The sequence below is a fragment of the Hyphomicrobium sp. CS1BSMeth3 genome, from assembly GCF_900117415.1.
Taxonomy (GTDB): Bacteria; Pseudomonadota; Alphaproteobacteria; order Rhizobiales; family Hyphomicrobiaceae.
The window spans coordinates 198791-216950 of record NZ_FPEI01000003.1; the positions used below are offsets into that span (position 1 = coordinate 198791).

The 18160-nt window shown below is 63.9% G+C and carries 9 protein-coding genes; 2 read left to right on the forward strand and 7 right to left on the reverse strand.

Translation table 11 applies throughout. The features are described from left to right. The first annotated feature begins 53 nt into the window (after positions 1–53). A complete protein-coding gene (locus CS1BSM3_RS02590) occupies positions 54–1421 on the forward strand; it encodes an O-antigen ligase family protein (RefSeq protein ID WP_072385413.1) in 1368 nt (455 codons plus the stop codon). A 30-nt stretch (positions 1422–1451) separates the two neighbouring features. Here CS1BSM3_RS02590 and CS1BSM3_RS02595 read toward each other — a convergent pair whose 3' ends face one another. The 7 genes from CS1BSM3_RS02595 to CS1BSM3_RS02625 all read right to left on the reverse strand — a co-directional run bounded on the left by CS1BSM3_RS02595 (position 1452) and on the right by CS1BSM3_RS02625 (position 16783). Beyond that, entirely contained in the window at positions 1452–2627 is a 1176-nt protein-coding gene (locus tag CS1BSM3_RS02595; RefSeq protein WP_072385414.1) for a hypothetical protein, read from the reverse strand. Positions 2628–2677: 50 nt separating this feature from the next. After that, on the reverse strand, positions 2678–3934 hold the full coding sequence (locus CS1BSM3_RS02600; protein WP_174263606.1) for a glycosyltransferase: 1257 nt from the start codon (positions 3932–3934) through the stop codon (positions 2678–2680). A gap of 1 nt (position 3935) precedes the next feature. Next, positions 3936–4955 (reverse strand): glycosyltransferase family 2 protein, encoded by a 1020-nt coding sequence (locus CS1BSM3_RS02605; protein WP_174263607.1) that lies wholly within the window; start codon positions 4953–4955, stop codon positions 3936–3938. A gap of 71 nt (positions 4956–5026) precedes the next feature. Next, positions 5027–6979, reverse strand: coding sequence for an asparagine synthase (glutamine-hydrolyzing) (gene asnB, locus CS1BSM3_RS02610; protein WP_072385415.1), 1953 nt, complete (start codon positions 6977–6979; stop codon positions 5027–5029). A gap of 90 nt (positions 6980–7069) precedes the next feature. Continuing rightward, a complete protein-coding gene (locus tag CS1BSM3_RS02615) occupies positions 7070–13546 on the reverse strand; it encodes a type I polyketide synthase (RefSeq protein WP_072385416.1) in 6477 nt (2158 codons plus the stop codon). 201 nt (positions 13547–13747) lie between these two features. After that, positions 13748–15448 carry a Wzz/FepE/Etk N-terminal domain-containing protein gene (locus tag CS1BSM3_RS02620; RefSeq protein ID WP_072385417.1) on the reverse strand — a complete coding sequence of 567 codons (1701 nt, stop codon included), beginning with the start codon at positions 15446–15448 and terminating at the stop codon, positions 13748–13750. A gap of 75 nt (positions 15449–15523) precedes the next feature. After that, positions 15524–16783, reverse strand: a complete 1260-nt coding sequence (locus CS1BSM3_RS02625) for a polysaccharide biosynthesis/export family protein (protein ID WP_072385418.1) — start codon at positions 16781–16783, stop codon at positions 15524–15526. A 555-nt stretch (positions 16784–17338) separates the two neighbouring features. Between CS1BSM3_RS02625 and CS1BSM3_RS02630 the strand changes: the two genes are divergently transcribed. Further along, complete coding sequence (locus CS1BSM3_RS02630; RefSeq protein ID WP_072385419.1) at positions 17339–18133, forward strand: WecB/TagA/CpsF family glycosyltransferase; 795 nt, start codon at positions 17339–17341, stop codon at positions 18131–18133. Positions 18134–18160 lie beyond the last annotated feature (27 nt).

The window sequence follows — 18160 nt, forward strand, 5'->3', positions numbered from 1 at the left end:
CAGGATCGGGCGGCGCGCTCGCAGAGCAAGTACACGGGAGCCGGCACACCGCTATGAAATACGCGGCGATGGCGATCGGCTTCTTAGGCGTTATACCGCTTTCCATGCTCCTGCGGAGCAACGCCTACCTGCGCGACAGGTTCTGGATTCTCTTCGGACTGTTTCCGTTTGTGCTGCCGGCGCTACCCCAGCTCGACTTCGAAATCTACACCTGGGACCATGCATGGGTCGGCCATACATCCGGCATGCTCATATCGGCGATCGACCTTATCGCCATAGCTGCATACATCGCTCTCAGGCATCAAAAGAATTCCATCAGATATCACTTGCCCTTCATCATCTACCTGAGCGCCATATCACTGTCCGTATTTCAGGCCGAGCAGCCGACGGCCGCAGTGTTCTACGTATGGCAGTTCATACGGATTTATTTCTTCGTCATCGTCATTTCAAAGGCTTGCACCGAGGAGACCGTACCTGACCAGTTCATGAAGGGGCTGGCGCTCGGCCTCGTCATTCAAATCATCTTTGTGGTCTATCAGAAGCTCGTCGTTGGCGCACTGCAGCCGACAGGCACCTTCAACCACCAGAATACGCTTGGTCTGGTCAATCATCTGGTTGTGTTTCCCCATTTCGCCTTGCTTCTGGCGGGGAGGCGGCAGCTTCAGTATCTCGCCACGCCGCTTATCGGCTTCCTGGTTGCCTCGATCATCGCATCCCGAGCTGCTCTCGGCTTCTGCGTCATGGGCTTCATTGCCTGCTATCTCCTGTCGCTCGTGCACCGCCCCTCGAGATGGAAAGCCTTCCTTGGCGTCATCAGCGTGGTTGTTGCGTCAGCACTCGCCCCCATTGCCCTCTCGGCGCTAGAAGATCGCTTTGCCGTCGCGCGACCGATGGAAAGCCAGTACGACGAGCGGGCAGCCTTCAATCGGGCCGCGAGGGCGATGCTGGAAGACCATCCCTTTGGCATTGGAGCCAACCACTATTCCTACATCGGCAAGAACTATGGTTATTCAGTTCGAGCAGGCGTCGCCCCCGTCGAGGGGAGTCTGAACAATATCGTTCACAACGCCTATCTGCTCAACGCAGCCGAGTCGGGGTACTTCGGTCTCTTCGCCTTCATTCTCCTTCTGCTTCACCCGATGTATGTCGCGTTCCGCTACAGTTGGGTGGCCACGGGTGATCCTCGAGCCGCCCATCTGCTCGGGCTCGGAACCGCGATGTTGATCGTCTATGCGCACTCGCTCTACGAGTACATTCTCGTCATCCAGGAAAGCCAGTATGCCTTCGCTGTGATCGTCGGGTTGACCTATGGCCTCGCGCACCAGATCAAGCAGGCGCGGCTCTTCGAGCGGTCCGGTGCTGCTGGCACAGCCGTCTATCAGCCATTCCTGCAGGGAAGTGCCGGCAGTCTCCTGCGTTGAGGCGAAGGTCCGCCAAGCCGGCGATGGCTTTCAACGCTTCTGGTACGCGCCCTTCGACAGAGGATTCTCGGGGCCGTCACTCCCGAAGAGGCGCCACCATTGCACGGCCACCTTGGCCCGCAGATAGAGGGAGCCGAGATAGCCCTTCTCGCTCCGCCAAAACGTCTCGCCGAAATAGCTGAGATAAGTCCACATGAAGGACCTTCGCACGTAGTCGCGGCAATCCTCGATCGACGTCGGCGGTGGCAGCGGCTCAGCAGAGATGCTCGCCGCAATCTCCTGCAGCGCCGCTGCTTGTTGCGGCGTCACCTCGGCGGGGTGCCAGGCCCCGCGAGAGGATTGCGGGAACATATAGGCGAACGTCACAAGGGCCATGTAGTAGTTGCCGAGGCGGGTGAGATGCACCTGATCCTCGACGATACTCCCAACGGTCGCCTGCACGCTCTCGCGTGTAATCCCGGGTACGCCTCCCCCCTGCGTCGCCCGTTCGATCAGTCCGGCCAAGGCCAAGGCCGCCGGCAGCGATATGATGCGATCGCGGCGCCCCTCGGCGGCAAATGCAGCATTGGTCTGCGCAACGACACAGCGCCACACGGGCGCCGCCGCGCGCTCGTACGCTATCCAGCGGCGCGGATCAGCTTTGCTATCGAGTGAAAGCCAGGACTCGTAGAAGTAGGTTACGCCATCTGGATTGAGCGCGATGAAGCGATCATGGAAATCCCGCAGATGGGTCGGCGTGTCCTGCCAGACGAGTGAACTCAGAACACCGTGCTGCTCCGTGATGAGCAGCGTGTCATAGGGCTGATCTGGATGATGTGCCGGCCGGCGCAGCTCGGCGAGAACATCGATCCGTGCATTCTTATAGTCGATGCCTTTCGCATAGCCGGTCCAGGGCGACGCACCTTCGGCATCACCACGGCTGCGTTGCTTGATCGAAGATCCCTCGAGATACTGCCGGTTCCACCACACCTTGTGGCCAAAACCTGCGGCGATCGCGGCGAGATCGCTCGGTATCGGCTCGTTGGTGAGGCTATGGCCGGAAACGAAAATGCGCTCGGGTATCCGCATGCTCTTGCTCTTCTGCCCTTCAGGGGTCGACGACGAGCCAGCCGGCTTAGGCTCCGGCGCGAGTTGCGCACCCGCACTCGCGCCGTGCAGCAGAATGAGCGCGGTGGCAGCAATCGCCGCGGTCTTCGTCAGCAGCACGTTCCTCCCCTTCCACAGGTGAGAGTGGCGTCACTTCCCGCAATCGCGTCTCAAAGCTTGTCGCGCAGCAGCCCGGCACGGTAGCGATAGACAGTCTGCTCGTCGAACCTCAGGCCTGACTTCGCAGCATCAGCGATGAGATCCGCCAAGGCCTGCCGATTCCCGTTGAGCGCGATCAGACGATCTGCCAGGCCGCGAACGTCGCTGACATCGACAAAGTCGCCGCCACCGTCGCCCGCCACGAGGTCGCGCGCATAGGCACTCGCATATCCGACGATCGGCGTGCCGGACACGAGGGCCTCGATCAGACAGCGCGGTGATTCCGGCGTCTTGTGGCAAAAGAGAAAAACATGCGCGTCCCTCATGGCATCGAGGACCGCGCCCCGATCGGAAAGAAAGCCTGGAAGAGAAATTACGCCATCGAGGCCTCTATCGGCCACCATCTGGCGCATCTCCTCGATCATCGGGCCATCTCCGAACCAAGTGGCCTTGAACGGCACGCCGGCATCCCGTGCCTTCGCCAGAACTTCGATCCAGTCGAGCGGCCCTTTCATGTCGGCGGCTCGGCCGACATAGCAGATGCGCAAGGGCTCACCCTGATGCGCACTGGCGATCTTGGCGCGAAGCACGGCATCATCGATGAAATCGGAGGTCTTAGTGTGCGTGTCGTAGACGCAGAATCCCTTGTTGGTGAATTGGCTGTAGTGGTCGTAGCAATCCTTGCCCTGAAACAGTCCAAGCTGGCTGCGCTCGATCAGATAGCGGTGATAGCGCGGCATCAGCAGCAGCGTAATCCTCTCCTTCATACGCCGCTTGAGCGGCATATTCGGCAGATCCGACCGCACGACCTCGTGCTCGACGCGATCGAACCATACTGCGTAGCGGCGCCGTTGCTTGATGGCTTCGAGTGCGCCGATCGCGGCCCAGTCTCCGACGACCGCGCCGAGCGTGAAGCAGAGATAGCCGCTGCGCGCGATCTCGTCCGCGAGCAGAGCGCGTGTGCGCTTGTACGCCCCGGAAAACGCGCCGATCCTGTAAGCGCGTGGCAGGCGGATGATGTTCAGGCGGTCGCTGCAGGGCAAGTCTTCAATGCGGACCCAGGTGATGGTGGGCCACTTGGCGACATCTTCTTCGTCGAGCTCGATCCCTGCATACGAGACCTGGCCGAAATTCTCGCACCAACGAACAAGACCTTCCGCCGTCTGGTCATCGATCCAGAGACCCTCCGGCGTCTGTCGGATCGCCACATGAGTAACGAACAGGATCCGATCCTTCTGGGCCGCGCTGACATTGCTACGGTCCAGCATGCTAAGCACCAGCCTGCGTCTCAGGAGCCCGCCCCGGTGCGTTGCGTCGCGCCCAGACATCGTACTGCTGCTTGTCGAGCCACTCGGTCGCCCGCTTCTTCCCCATCAGCAGGCACGCATACTGGTATCGCCGAATGAAGCGGCGGACCTCGGCGTCGGGAAAACGCGGCGTGCCGCTGAGCATGGCACGCAGGTAGCCCCACATCATTCCGACGCCGCCGACAACATACGGCGGACGGGTCATACGATAGAGCCCGCTCACGAGCATGTAGAGCGGCGCCGTCCCCATGTACCACTGGCCTTTTCCGTGCCGGATACGCCCCGTCCACCAGCTCTTCTGGCTCGACCCCATGGGGCGCAAGTGCTGGAAGCGGATGGCCGGATCGTCCCAGCTTCGCGCGTACCAGCCGTGCAGCCGGCAGATGTGGCAGTCGATGGCGTCCCAGGTCAGCTCGCGAATGAAGCCGCCGATCTGCTCCCAGGCCGATCGGCGATAGAACTTGATCATGCCGACAGAAGTCTCTTCGCCGCACTCCTCGCTGACCAGGGTCCCGGCCTTCGACAGGAAATACGGCGATCCACTGCAGGTCGCGATCCGCGGCTCCGCATTCATGCGCCGGATGATCTCTTCGAAGTAGCCGGACGGAATATCGAGATCGAGATCCAGCTTGCAGATGAACTCGAAGCTCTCCCACTCCTCGCGGCTGATCGTCTCCAGCCCCGCATAGAACGCCTCCATCACGCCCGCACCAACGTGACGGAAGCCGCGGTTCTTGGTCTTCACCACCCGAACATACGGAAGGCGCTCCGCGTACTCGGCGAGTATCTGCGGCGTGTCATCGGTGGAGCCGTCATCGACAATCACCCAGAGCGCGGGGAGCCGGGTCTGCTTGCTGACCGACTCGAGCGTACGCCGAGCAAACTGCCCCTCGTCGCGGCAAGGCGTAATGAGGCAGTAGGATCCGGGACGCACACGGGAATGCGCGGCTGCCTCCGTCGTCGATGCAGCGGAACTGGTCATAGCTGTCTCATCTTGTATGCGGAGCTGCACCAGACTGATCCTCGAAGAAAGAAGCGCATACGCGAAAAGGTTTACTGGACGCTGACGGCATGACGATCGCACCACCGCAGAAGCACATAGATCGCCCACACGCGGGACCAATACAGGCCCTTGCTCCCCTTGAGATAGGAGCTCCAGAGCAGGTCGACCGTGCCCGCGTCGAGCCCCGCGGCCTTGCAAAGCTGCGGATCGCGCATGACGCCATCCATCTCCGTACCGAGGCGCTGCCGGATCCAACGATCGAACGGCATCTGAAAGCCGCGCTTCGGCCGCTCGAACAGCGCAGGGCTCAATCCCTCTAGTCCAACATCCCGCAAGAGCTGCTTACGTCCCAGTGGGGCATAGCGCACGCTATCCGGCAGACGCGTCACGGCCTCCGTGACGACGCTGTCGACCAGCGGCAGGCGCGTCTCCAGCGATACCCCCATGCTCGCCACATCGATGTCCCGCAAGAGCCGCTCGCCGAGGAAGAGCCGCTGCTCCAGGATGCCAAGCGCCGCCAGCGGCGAACGTCCGGCGATCTCATCCTGAAGATCGCGCCTCAGGGGGCTCGGCAGGCCGCTCGCGACGCGCGCAGGGTCCGGCACGTCGTTCAAGAGGCGCCGGTGGAAGTCCGGCACGAACAGGGCATAGGCCAATTGATAGAGTTGAAGCAGGTCATCCGCTTCGGCGACCATGCTTGGAAGCTTCGCCCATCTTACTTGCGTGCCGACGCCATCGCGTGAGCGATCCGCGAGATGAGCGATCGCGCGGGCCATCGCAATGCGCCCCTCTTTCGGCAGCCAGGCAAGCCGCTGCGCGATGGCCTGAAGGCGCGGCAAGTCGCGGAAGCTCTTGTAGCCGCCGAACAGCTCATCCCCGCCGGAGCCGACGAGAGCAACTTTGATGCCGTCCTCGCGTACGGCTTGCGAGATGTAGAAGGAGTTCAGACCGTCGAACGTCGGCTGGTCGATGCTCTCCAGGGCCCGGTCGAGCGAGGAAAGAAAGTCCTGCTCGGTAAAGCGCACCTCCCTATGGCGCGTTCCAATGGCCTTGGCGATCTCCCTCGCGAAAGGACCCTCGTCATATTCCTGCTCTTCGAACGCGAGCGTGAAAGTAACGACCTCGGATTGCGATGCGCGAGCTGCCATGTTGGCGACAGCACTGCTGTCGATGCCGCCGGACAGGAAGATGCCGAGCGGCACATCGCTCGCGAGATGCTTCTCGACGCTCTCGTGCAGCGCTCGCCGCACGCTCGCAACATCACCATCCTTGGGAGCATTGGCCGGCGGATAATGCCAGAAGCGCTCGCGGGACTTCTCATTGCCGTCGAGATCGAGCACGGCAGCGTGCCCTGGCGGCAGCGAATGAATGCCGTCGATGATCGTATCCGGCCCGGCGACAAATCCGTTCCAAACGAAGCTCGCGACGGCAGTGGGGTTGAGACGCGGCGTTTGCAGCAAGCCCGAGGCGAGAATGGTCCGAACCTCGGAGGCAAAGAGCACCGACCACTCGCGCTCCGCGCTGGTATCGGGGTTCCTGCAGATGTACAGCGGCTTGATGCCCATTGGATCACGGGCGACCAAGACCTCGGCGCGCGCGTCGTCCCAGAGCGCGAAGGCGAACATCCCGCGGAGATCGCCGACGGACTTGGCGCCGCCACGCGACAGGAGACGCAGCATGACCTCGGTGTCGCCGCTGCTGCGGCAGGTCTGCCCCTCGGCGCGGAGGCGGTTCCGAAGCTCCACATAGTTGTAGATTTCACCGTTGTAGGTGATCGTGTGGCGGCCACCCGCGTCCGTCATGGGCTGCGACGCGGAGTCCGAAAGGTCGAGGATCGAAAGCCGGCGATGCGCGAACAGCACGCCGTTGCCGCGATGATCGGGGGTGCTCTCGAAGAAGCCTTCGCCGTCCGGCCCCCGATGTGCGAGCGCGCTCGACATCGATCGGACGGCGCGACGATTGCGCTCGCTCAAGCGGCCGATGATCCCGGCGATGCCACACACTGCAACTACTCCATACAAACACTTTGCGCGGCGCTCTGGTTCATGGGGGATACGCCGAGCCCTGTCACGCAGCCGATCGGCCGGATGTGCCTATTCGGCCGCCAATGCCTCCGGCACCGGCATCTGCCCGGCCGTTCTCAGCGCCTCGCGCATGTATGTTCCAAGCACCCGAACATTCGGCTCGAGGATCATGTTGTCGTGATCGCCCGGAACTTCCTTGACCGAAAGGGCCGGAAGGTAAGGTGACCAGCCATTGTCGGACTTGACGACACGACGATCCGAGTTGAGCGGTCGCCCATCGCGAAGATGGAACGCGGTCCGCAGTTTCGGACGCAGAAGAAGCGTCGATCCGCCGTACGGCTCGGCCTGGTACCGCGCGAGCGCTCGAAGAAAGGCCGCTTCGACCTCGTTGTTGTGGAACTGCTCGCTGCCGCTCTCGTCGGTCCTCTCCTTCTGCCGGCGCTTCAGCTCGAACGATATGCGGTCGTACAGCCACCGATGGAAGAAGGCGCCACCCTGCTGCCGGAACTCCTGGTATCGGATGTACAGCCGATCAAGCCTCGATAGCTCGAGTCCCTCCGGGAACGGCGTGTCGAGCATGATCACCATGTCGACGGTCTCACCGGCCGCAATGAGCTGCTGTGCCATCTCATAGGCGACGAGCCCGCCGCCGGAGAACCCGCTGAGGAGATACGGTCCGCGCGGCTGCACGACACGGACCTCCTCGAGATAGCTCGCGGCCATCTCCTCGAACGTCTCGTGCGGCGCCTGTCCTCCATATAGCCCGCGCGCCTGCAAGCCGTAGACAGGGCGATCCTGCCCGATCTGAATCGCAAGATGGCGCAGATTGAGGATGTTGCCGAACATGCCGGCGCAGATGAAGAGCGGCGTCGCGTGCGGATAGCGCCCGGCGTGGATCTGCACGACATGCGCGAACTGGATCTTGCTGGCGCCGTCGGCGGGAGATGGAGATGCGGGGGCATCGCCGCTTCCCGAGTGGCCCCCGGCCTCCTCGATGAGGCGCGCGCACGCCGCAATCGTCGGCGCCTCGAAAAGTGCCGAGATCGGGAGATCCACGGCATAGGCCTTCTTGATCATGCGGAAGAGGCGCACGGCGACGAGCGAATGACCGCCGAGATCGAAGAAGCTGTCGGCCGTGCCAATCTTGTCGATCCCGAGCAGCTCTGACCAGAATCCGGCAAGCGTCTTCTCGATCTCCGTCTCGGGCGGGACGAACGCGCTGTCCACATCCGGGCGGTCGAGCCCGGGCGTCACTGCGGCTCCCTCCTCGCGATGCGCGGCGGCCTTCTGGAGCAGCATCAAATCCATGGAACTTACGACGACCTGCGGGAGGCCCGTCGCGACGGCACGGCGGAGCGCTTCGCCCCCCTCCGCAGGCAGGATGCCGTTGCCGACTTGCGCTGCGAGCCGCGCCATTGCCGGCGAGAGCTCGCGGCTGGAATGGCCACGAGCAGCAGGCAGGGCGCCGGAAGTATCGTGCAGCGCTGCCGCAAAATTGCTGCCGGCTTCGAGCTGCTTCACCGTGAAGCTCTCGATTGCTGCGAGGACGCGCCCGGATTCGTCGGCGATGGTCACGTCGAAGGTGGCGAAGCCCGACCCGAAGGTATTGTCGGCAGAGAGCTTGACCAGGCTCCAGATCGACGCCGGGAGCGGCTGATAGAGGCGCACGCGGCCGTAGCTCACCGGGACCCAGAGGCCCGCGGCGGCATCGTAGCCGGGGATGAGCGCCATGGCGTAGCCGGTCGCAATGTCCACGAGCGCCGGATGCATCAGAAGACCGCTCGTGACATCCCCGGCGAAAGCCTCGTCGAGCGCAAGCCGGGCAATGGCCTTACCGTCACCCAGGTGCATCTCGCGCAGCACTTGCCAGCGCGGCCCGAAACGCAGATGAGCTTCTTGTGCGGAGCGCATGGCTCGGCCGGCCTCGCCCAGAGATTTGATCGCGCAGCTCGCGATCGTATCCTGAATGTCGATCGGCGGCGGCTGCGGCGTGCGCACGATCGCCGCCGTTGCCTCGGCGTGGCGGAACCAGGCACCGCCTTTGTCGGCCTCGGCCGTGCTCTCGATCGCAAGGCGCAGATTCTGCCCATCCCGGCTGACGCGCACGCGTATGGGCCGCGGCGCGCCGTCGGGCACATGTATAGGGCGAAGGAACGTGAGGTCGGCGATCTCGATCGCGCCATGGATGCCGAACTCGCGCGCCGCCTCGGCGGCGAGCTCGAGGTAACCGGTGCCGGGCCACACGGCCTCGCCGGAGCGCAGCCGGTGCTCATCGAGCAGCCACTGGCGGGCAGGATCACCCATGAGCTCCAGCCAGTCGCCGGTGCCTTCCTCATGCACGCGGTCCGCAAACAGCGGCTGGCTGGCGGCGTCGACGGTCCTCAGAGGTGTGTCGCTCTCGGCATTCCGAATCGCGCGAGCGGCGAGGCCGACATCCGACCACACCCCCCAGTGGACCGCGATGACATCGGTCTTTCCCTTGCTCGCCCGGCTCTCGGCAAAGGCATTGAGGAAGGCATTCGCAGCGACGTAATCGACCTGCCCAGCAGGCGTCGTGTCGGTGCTCGTCGAGGAGAACAGGACGAAAAGATCGAGCGGCTCGCCGGCCAGCGCTTCTTCGAGCACCATGGTGCCGAGCACCTTCGGCGCCAGAACATCCTCGACGTCGGTGACCGATTTCAACTGAATGAGATTGTCGCTCACGACACCTGCTGCATGGAGAACGCCATGCAGCGCGCCGAAGCGCGCCTTGGTGTCGGCAATGGCGCGGCGTACAGCCTCCGGGTTGGTGAGATCGGCGCGCACGTACATGACCTCGCCACCGGCAGCCTCGATCGCCTGGATCGCGGCGATCGCTCGACCGACACGCGTGGTAGCCCCGCGCGCTGCCAGATAATCGGGCCACTCGGCGCGCTCAGGCAGCTCGAGGCGACCGACGAGGGCGAGCCGGGCACGCCATGTCCTCGCAAGGTCCTCGGCACATGCGACCGCGAGATCGCCCAGGCCGCCCGTGATCAGATAGACGCCGCCCTCGCGGAAGCGATCCGCGCCGTCAGCGAGCGCGTCGAGGCGCACTTCGCGATGGGCCTTGATCCAGCGCCGGCCCTCGCGATAGGCCACGATCTCGCTTGCCGGCTCGGCAAAGAGATCATCCCACAGCATGTCGACGAGCGGCCGTACGCCATCCCCGCTCGCAGCCTTGCCGGTCCTGGTGCCGAAGATCATACGACCGCGCGCGGTTCCGCTGCGTTCGGCGGCGAGCGGCAGATCGACGACGCGGACGTGGACATTCGCCTGCTCGCGCGGCAGCACTTGCGCGGGGCCGAGAACGGTCGCCTTATCAGGATAGAGCAGCGGCTCCTTGCCGACGCGCTGTGCGCCGTTCGTGGCGAGCGTGATCTGTACGTCGTCTGCGAGGTCGGCGTCGCCGAGGGCCTGCGCGAGAAAGAAGAGGCTGTAGAAGCCGCGCTCCTGATTACGGTGGAAGAAGCTTGAGCCGGGCCGGAAATTCTCGTCGGCCGTCAGCAGCCAGAGGTGCACGAAGCGCGCGGGGATGCCGCCGTTTGCCGCAAGGTGCGTGAGTAGGGCGTCGTAGCCTTCGCGCCCGAGCTCCGGGCAGAGCACGTAGCTGCCGTCCGGCTTTGCCGCAAAGGCATCGCCGAGCGCTATGGTGGTGACACGATGTCCCTTGGCGCGGAGGCGCAGCACCATCTCGTCGCCGACGCCGGTATCATCGAGGAAAACGAGATAGCTGCTCGCCTCCTCGTCGGCGCCGAGCGTGCCGGCGGCATAGGCGGGTTTCCACGAGGGCGCCCAACCCCAGGTCGCCATATCAGGCCGCTTCGCCGGCACTTCCGCATCCTTCTCCGCAGCGGCCGGAGCCACACGCTCGATGAAGTAGCGCTGATGCTGGAAGGCATAGGTCGGCAGACGCACACGACGCGGATTGGCGCCTGCGGCGAGCTGCTCAATGGGGAGAGGCAGACCACAAGCCCAGGCGCGCCCAAAGGCTGCGAGGAAATACAGGTGGTCGTCCACCGCCTCGTCGGCATGCGGCAATGAATTGACGACGGCATTGGCGTCGATGGTGCCCTGGGCCTTGACGAGGGACGAGAGCATGCGGCCAGGACCAGCCTCGATATAGAGGCGCGTCTTGTCCGCCGCCAGAGTGGCGAGGCCATCGGCAAAGCGCACGGTCGAGCGCAGATGCTTGACCCAGTAGAGTGGATCGGTCGCCTCGGCGGGCGTCATCCACGTACCGGTGAGGTTCGAGACGATCGGGATCCGTGGCGCGGAGAGCGGTGTCGCGCGCAGGAATACCTCGAAGCGGCCGAGGATCGGCTCGAGCATTCGCGAATGCGCGGCGACGTTGATCGGCACGCGCACCGCGTCGATGCCGTCCGCGACGAGGGCCTGACGGAAGGCCTCGATCTCGCCGTCGGGCCCCGAGACGACGCACAATTCCGGCGCGTTGATCACGGCAATGTCGAGCGTGTCGGGAAGCCGCTCCGCGAGCGCATCAGCAGCAAGCGGCACGCTCAGCAGACCGCCGCCCGTCACTTCGTCGAAGAGCTCGCCGCGGAGCTGGACGAGGCGTACGGCGCGCTCGAAGGACATCACGCCGGCGACCGTCGCGGCCGCATACTCGCCCATGGAGTGGCCGATCAGCGCGGCGGGCTTCAGCCCGTTGCTCTGCCAGAGGCGCGCAAGAGCGACCTCGATGATCAGAATTGCAGGAAGCTGGAGCGAGGGACGCAGCAGCTCTCGGGCAGCTTCGCTCGTCGCCGTCGATGTGCCGAGCCAAAGATCGCGAATCCGGGCAGCGAGGTCGGCGGGAAGGTAGGACAGGCCTTCGTCGACGGCGGCCGCGAACGTGCGGTCCTTCGCGTAGAGCGCGCGGCCCATGCCGGGATACTGGGCCCCGCCGCCGGGAAAGAGCAGGACGGCGCCGGAAAGCCCCTCGATGGGCGTATGCGTGAAGCCGCGGCGCAGATCGGGTTGCGAGAGCGCCGTGATTGCATCGGCGCGGTCTGCCACGGCGAAGACGCGCCGCTGATCGAAGCGGCGGCGCCCTTCCATCAGCGTATGCGCGACATCGGCGAGGCGAAGATCGGGCGTTGCCTCGATGTGCGTCGCGAGACGCTGACCGGCATCATCGAGCGCCTTGCGATTGCGTGCGCTGAGAATGAGAAGCTGCGGCCCGTCCGCGGCGCCTGCTGCGGGCAGCGCCCGCGACGGTGCCTGCTCGACGACGGCGTGCGCATTCGTGCCACCGACACCGAGCGAGTTGACGCCCGCGCGCCGCGGCCCTTTTGTCGTCGGCCACGGCACCAGCTTGTCGGCAACGACGAACGGGCTCGAAGCAAAGTCGATCTCGGGGTTCGGCGCCTCATAGCCGAGCGTCGGCGGGATCTCGCCGTTCTCGAGCGCCAGGACCGCCTTGATGAGACTGACGACGCCGGCAGCCGTATCCAGATGGCCGATGTTCGACTTGACCGAGCCAACGCGGCAGAAGGCGGTCCTGTCCGTGCTCTGGCGGAAGGCCTGGGTCAAAGCCGCGATCTCGATCGGATCGCCGAGGCGTGTGCCGGTACCGTGGCACTCGACGTATTGGATGGAGTCCGCGTCGATGCCCGCCAGGGCTTGCGCCTCGACGATCGCTTCCGCCTGCCCGGTGACGCTCGGCGCGAGATAGCTCGCCTTGCCGGCGCCATCGTTGTTGATCGCGGTCGCCTTGATCACCGCGCGGATCGGATCGCCGTCGGCGAGGGCATCGGACAGGCGGCGCAACACGACGACACCGACGCCGCTGCCGAAGACCGTCCCGGCAGAGCGATGGTCGAAAGCACGGCAGTGGCCGTCGGGCGAAAGGATCTCGCCTTCCTGGAAGAGGTAGCCGCGGTTGTGGGGCATCTCGATCGTCACGCCGCCCGCGAGCGCCATCTCGCATTCGCCGCTGAGCAGGCTCTGGCAGGCGTAGTGGATGGCAACGAGCGAGGTCGAGCACGCCGTCTGCACGTTCACGCTCGGCCCATGCAGATCGAAGAAGTACGAGGCGCGTGTCGCCAGGAAATCCTTGTCGTTGCCGGTGTGCCGCAGCAGGAACATGCCCACCTGATCGACAAGCGGGCGATTGCTGCAGACGTTGAAGTAGAAGTAGCTGCCCATGCCGCAGCCGGCGAACAGGCCGACCGGCCCCGTGGTGCGCTCGGGCGGGCGCGCCGCGTCCTCCATCGCCTCCCAGGCACATTCGAGGAAGTGGCGGTGCTGCGGATCCATGATCGCAGCGTCTTTCGGGCTGAAGCCGAAGAACTCGGCGTCGAAGTCCGCCATGCCGGGAAGTGCGGACGTGCGCCGAACATAGTTGCTGCGCCGGATGCGCTCAGCGGATTCTCCCGCTGCGACCAGCTCCTCCGGCGTCCGATCCTCGATGGATTCGACCCCGTTGCGGAGATTTTGCCAGAACTGGCGCGCGTCGCGAGCGCCCGGCACACGGAGTGCCAGACCGATCACGGCAATATCATTGGCGCTCGGCTCGTCTACCATACTCGATCAATCCTGCCTTCGCTTCGAGACCGCGCCATTCGGCCCGGTCGAAATCTCGGCCGTGCCGAGGAAACGCTGCGATGTAGCCGGGCGCCCTGATTTCGCCTCGGCATTGCAAGAAGCGCGCTACAGCGCTCCGCGAGATCTGTTCCCGATCTCGACAAAGCGCTCGTCAGGCTTTCACTCGTCCGCGCCGCCCCATCAAGGGAGAAGGGCCATCGTTGCAGCAGCCAGAATGAAGGCCAATGCGACCTTGACCAGCACCTTCTTCGATCTGGAAGTCTTGTTGGTTACCCGGCGGACGGTTTCGACCACGCCGGGCAGCTCGTCCGTCTGCACGCTCTTGTTCAGGAAATTGACTTGCGATGAAAGCAGCCAACGCGTCTCGCGGCTATCGACGTTGTTGAGCACCGTGCCCAACAGGCGCTCGTGCATCACGCTGCTCGATGTCGCGCCCAGCCGGGCAGTTTCGGCCGTCACCTTGCGCCATCCGACGACGAGCAAGAAGCCATCGAGGTAGCGGGCGGCCGCGCGGATATCGGCAAGATTGCCGAGCGTCGGAATGTCGAAGATCACATACTCATAGCTGGCGAGCGTCTCTTCAAAAAATCGGCGCAGATTAATGGTCCAGATATCGTCGCCATTCGCACCGCTGCCGGTTCCCAGCGGAAGGAAGTTGAGGCCGGTGCGCTGCTCGACGAGCACGTGGCTCCCGAACGAAGCCTGCCCATCGCGCAGATAGTCCCTGAGCCCAATGCTTTCGGGACCAGCAAACGTGCGCGAGAGCACGGGATCGTAGATATCGCAGTCGACGAGCAGAACGCTCTTGCCCGAAGCCGCGAGTGACAGCGCCAGATTGGCGGCGACCGTCGAGCGTCCTTCACCTGCGAATGTCGAGGTGATTCCGAGGTAGCGCAGCCCCTTTCCACCGAAGCAATCCTCGCACGCAGCCTTCACGTTCCGCAGCGTCGACCAAGCTTCCGAGTTCGGATGGTCGAGCGCGTACGAGAGCGAGGACATGTCGGCGGAGAAGCTGTTGGTGGCTTGCGGCTCCGTACTCACATCGGTTCGCGACGCGTTGGCCGATCCAGCAAATCGAGGAATAATGCCGAGGCACTCTGCGCCGGTTGCCGCTGCAGCCTCCTCCGGCGTGAGAATGCGCCGGTCGAGAAATTTCCAGAGAAACGCACCGGCAACTGCGAGCACACCGCCGACCATGCCCGCTGCGACGATGATCAACAATCCGCGCATGTTGCTCTTGTGTGGCGGCGGCAGCGCCTCGGCGATGACACGTGCCTTGGGTCCGATCTCGCGCAAGCGATCACGCAGCCAGCCGCTGCCGGCTTGCGCCGCATCCCAGCGGGCCGCGTTCTGCTCGGCAACGTAGGCTCGCGCAAACTCGTTTGCGAGCTGCGCTGCCATCTCGGGACTCGACGAGCTGTAGGAAAGAGCGACGACGTTGCTCAGACCGACGCGCTCCGCCGAGAAGCCCTGACGCAGCTTCTTGAGGGCTTCTGCCTTGCTCTGCGCGGAGGCATCGGCCGCGATCATCTGGAGATGCGTCAGGACGTTCAGGGCGACGCGATCCGATCGTATGATCTGAAGCTGTGTCTCGAGAAAGGTCGGATCCGGATGGGTTTCAGCGAAAAGCGCATCCTCGCGGCTGAAGGCCAATCGCAGATTGGTGAGCTCGAGCTGCGTCGAAGCCGTGAAATTTGGCGATCGGCCAATGACGAAGAAGATCGCAAGCACCGTGAAGATCGCCGGCACCGCGATGATCATCCAGCGGTGCTGGAGCACCGCGCTGACCATCCAACGAAGGTCGATCTGATCGAACGGACTTGCTGCCGCCGGGCTGGGATAGCTGTCGGGCGAGCGAGGCTCGACACTCTTATGTAGCATGACTGCCTGCTTCCGGCGTTGACTTCATGGCAAGCGACGACTGAGGTCACTCGGCGAACAAGAACTCGGTTGCTGCTACTGACTCTGCTGCTCTTGCGTCGACGATCGAGGAGCACCACCGGCGCGTCCGCGGGACGAGCCGGCATCCTGCGGCCTGTAGACCTTCACGATATCACCAGGCTCGAGCACGGTCGTCTCCGATGCAGGTAGCTCGGTTGCCAGATTGTTACGCTGGCGAACGATGATGTACGTGGGCGTGCCGGACACTTCGCCCGGCTCCTCGGCGCTCGACAACGCAACCTGTGACCCGGAGACGAGACGCGAGGCGGTTTCGACCCGCTCATCCAGCTCCTTCCTCTGCACCTCGAGCGCCTGCAACTCCGTCAGAGCCGTGCTGCGCCGCTCATCCTTCAGATTGTCGCGAAGGATCTTGGTCGCATTGATCTGCTGCCGCGCCCTCATGATCTGAGTGGAGATTTCCTTCATTTCGCGCTCGATCTGAGCCAGCGTGCGCTCGATCGGCAGCAGACGAGGCGCCGGTATGAGCGCACGAGCTACGTGGCCACGCGTATCCTCGAGCTCCTTGGCAACCGAGTCCTCTTGCTTGCGAGCGGCGGCGATCTGAGCTTCGAGCGACTTGATCTCGCCCTCGATCAACTTGATGGTCTCTTGGTAAGCCAAGAACTGATTGCGATGGCGATCGATGCGCGCGCTGAAGAGCAGGCGCTCCTCGTCGATGAATCTGGTGGCCCTCGCGGACAAGGCCGGCGGTACCGGCGGGAATACTTCGCTTCCTTCGGCTTCGGCCTTCAATCGCAGCTCTCTCGCCGCCAGCTCATCACGCCTCACGGCTGCCAGCCGAAGGTCGCCCCGGCCATTGATGGCGTCGCGCTCGAAACCCCAGTCAGACGTCCGGGGCGGCCGGAAAATCCCCCCGGCAATCGCAACAGCATTCACGACAAGCATGCCCGGCCGGTAGCTGTACTCACCCGGCCGCTCGACGCCCCCCAGAATGTAGAAGGGACGATACTGAGTGACATCCACGGTCGTGTCAGGCGTCGCGCCGAGCTTGGCGCGTTCCCGCAAACGATTTGATATTTGGCTTGCCAACTGCGAGGGCTCGAGGCCCTTGGCCTGGACGACGCCGATCAGCGGAAGAATAAGAGAGCCGTTCGCCCCAACAACGAACTCACCGGTCAGAATAGGCCACTCGTGGACATGAATCCGTAGCCTATCCTGGACCCCCAAACGATAACCTTCGGCCTCCTGGGCGCTGGCCGATGAACTCAAAGATGCAACGGCGGCAAAGACCGCCAGGAACGCACGAACCCTCATACTCAGCCTCCAGCCCGCCACCCAAATCCGTTAACGGATGTCCAGGAAGCCATGGCAAACCTTTGGGTACTAATAAGCAAACAGCGGGCCACATTGCCGTCGATTACAGAGACCATCCATCAGGGGCTGGGCCGGACCGTCTGCGCCGTCGAACCACCTAACTGAAATCTGCCTCTTTTTCGTGAATTCGGCTTTACTCCGCCAAAACTAACACTGCTTCCCCACACACGAAAGCGGAAGCGCATCACGGTTGCGACATTCGCAATCGACTATGGCCGCCGTGCCCTCCGGCAAGGCCGGGATCGCTCCCCCAATCGCCACCCGGTTCGCTGGCCGACGGCCCACACCATCACCGCGTTGCGCCGTAAGCGATCCGCGCACCGCGCCACTGGCGCGCCCCTTGCGAAGTCAGTCGCGTGAACCGCCGGCGACCGCTGGCCCTGTCTCAGAACAGCACACTGTTTCACGCTACACCCCGGCGGACCGCCAATTGCGGTGCACCGAGAGGCGGTGTATGAATGAAACACTAACGTGCGTATAAATTTGGTACTGCGTATGCTCAACTCGATTGCGTCTCGCCCCCAAACTCTTGCCGTAGTGGACGGCTGGCCGGTCAATGTGGCCGATGCGAACGAGGCCGTATCGGCGATCGTTCAGACGGCCGTGCGCAGCGAAAGCTTCGCTGTCTTTACTCTCAACCTGGACCACCTGGACAAACTCAGGCGTTCGCCTCGCTTCCGGGAAGCCTATGCCAAGGCTCGTTTTATTACAGCAGATGGTGCCCCGATAGCCAGGCTGGCCACGCGACAGGGCGCCCGCGTCGAGCGTACCCCGGGCTCCGATCTCATTATTCCACTCGCGCTGGCGGCCGCTGAGCAGGGCATCCCTATTTTCCTCTACGGCACGACGCACGACGTCCTCCAAAGCGCCGGCGAAACGCTGTCGCGCCTGACCGGCCACAAGCTTCGGATCGCTGGCGCGGAAGCTCCACCGCATGGCTTTGACCCCGAGGGTGCCGAGGCCGACGCAGCCCTCGATCGCATCGCCGCCTCGGGGGCTGGCTTGTGCCTCGTTGCCCTGGGCGCGCCGAAGCAGGAACTGCTCGCTGCCCGCGCTGTCGAGCGAAACATCCCCGTGGGGTTCGTGTGCATCGGCGCTGGTCTGGATTTTCTTGCCGGCACCCAGATCAGGGCTCCCGGTTTCATGCAGCAACTCGGCCTCGAGTGGTTCTGGCGCCTGGCGACCAACCCGCGCCGCCTCACCATGCGCTACGCCCGGTGCGCCATGGTGCTCGCCGAGATCACGCTTCTCGCCCCGATCAAGGGCCTGCTCGCGCGGCCGCGCGCCTAGCGTTCCCGCTGATCTAATTCCCTGTGG

Bases quoted from the DNA above. Each gene is read 5' to 3' on its own strand.
- CS1BSM3_RS02590 (WP_072385413.1), top strand. From the start codon at position 54: ATGAAATACGCGGCGATGGCGATCGGCTTCTTAGGCGTTATACCGCTT.
- CS1BSM3_RS02600 (WP_174263606.1), bottom strand. From the start codon at position 3,934: ATGCTGGACCGTAGCAATGTCAGCGCGGCCCAGAAGGATCGGATCCTG.
- CS1BSM3_RS02605 (WP_174263607.1), bottom strand. From the start codon at position 4,955: ATGACCAGTTCCGCTGCATCGACGACGGAGGCAGCCGCGCATTCCCGT.
- CS1BSM3_RS02615 (WP_072385416.1), bottom strand. From the start codon at position 13,546: ATGGTAGACGAGCCGAGCGCCAATGATATTGCCGTGATCGGTCTGGCA.
- CS1BSM3_RS02620 (WP_072385417.1), bottom strand. From the start codon at position 15,448: ATGCTACATAAGAGTGTCGAGCCTCGCTCGCCCGACAGCTATCCCAGC.
- CS1BSM3_RS02625 (WP_072385418.1), bottom strand. From the start codon at position 16,783: ATGAGGGTTCGTGCGTTCCTGGCGGTCTTTGCCGCCGTTGCATCTTTG.
- CS1BSM3_RS02630 (WP_072385419.1), top strand. From the start codon at position 17,339: ATGCTCAACTCGATTGCGTCTCGCCCCCAAACTCTTGCCGTAGTGGAC.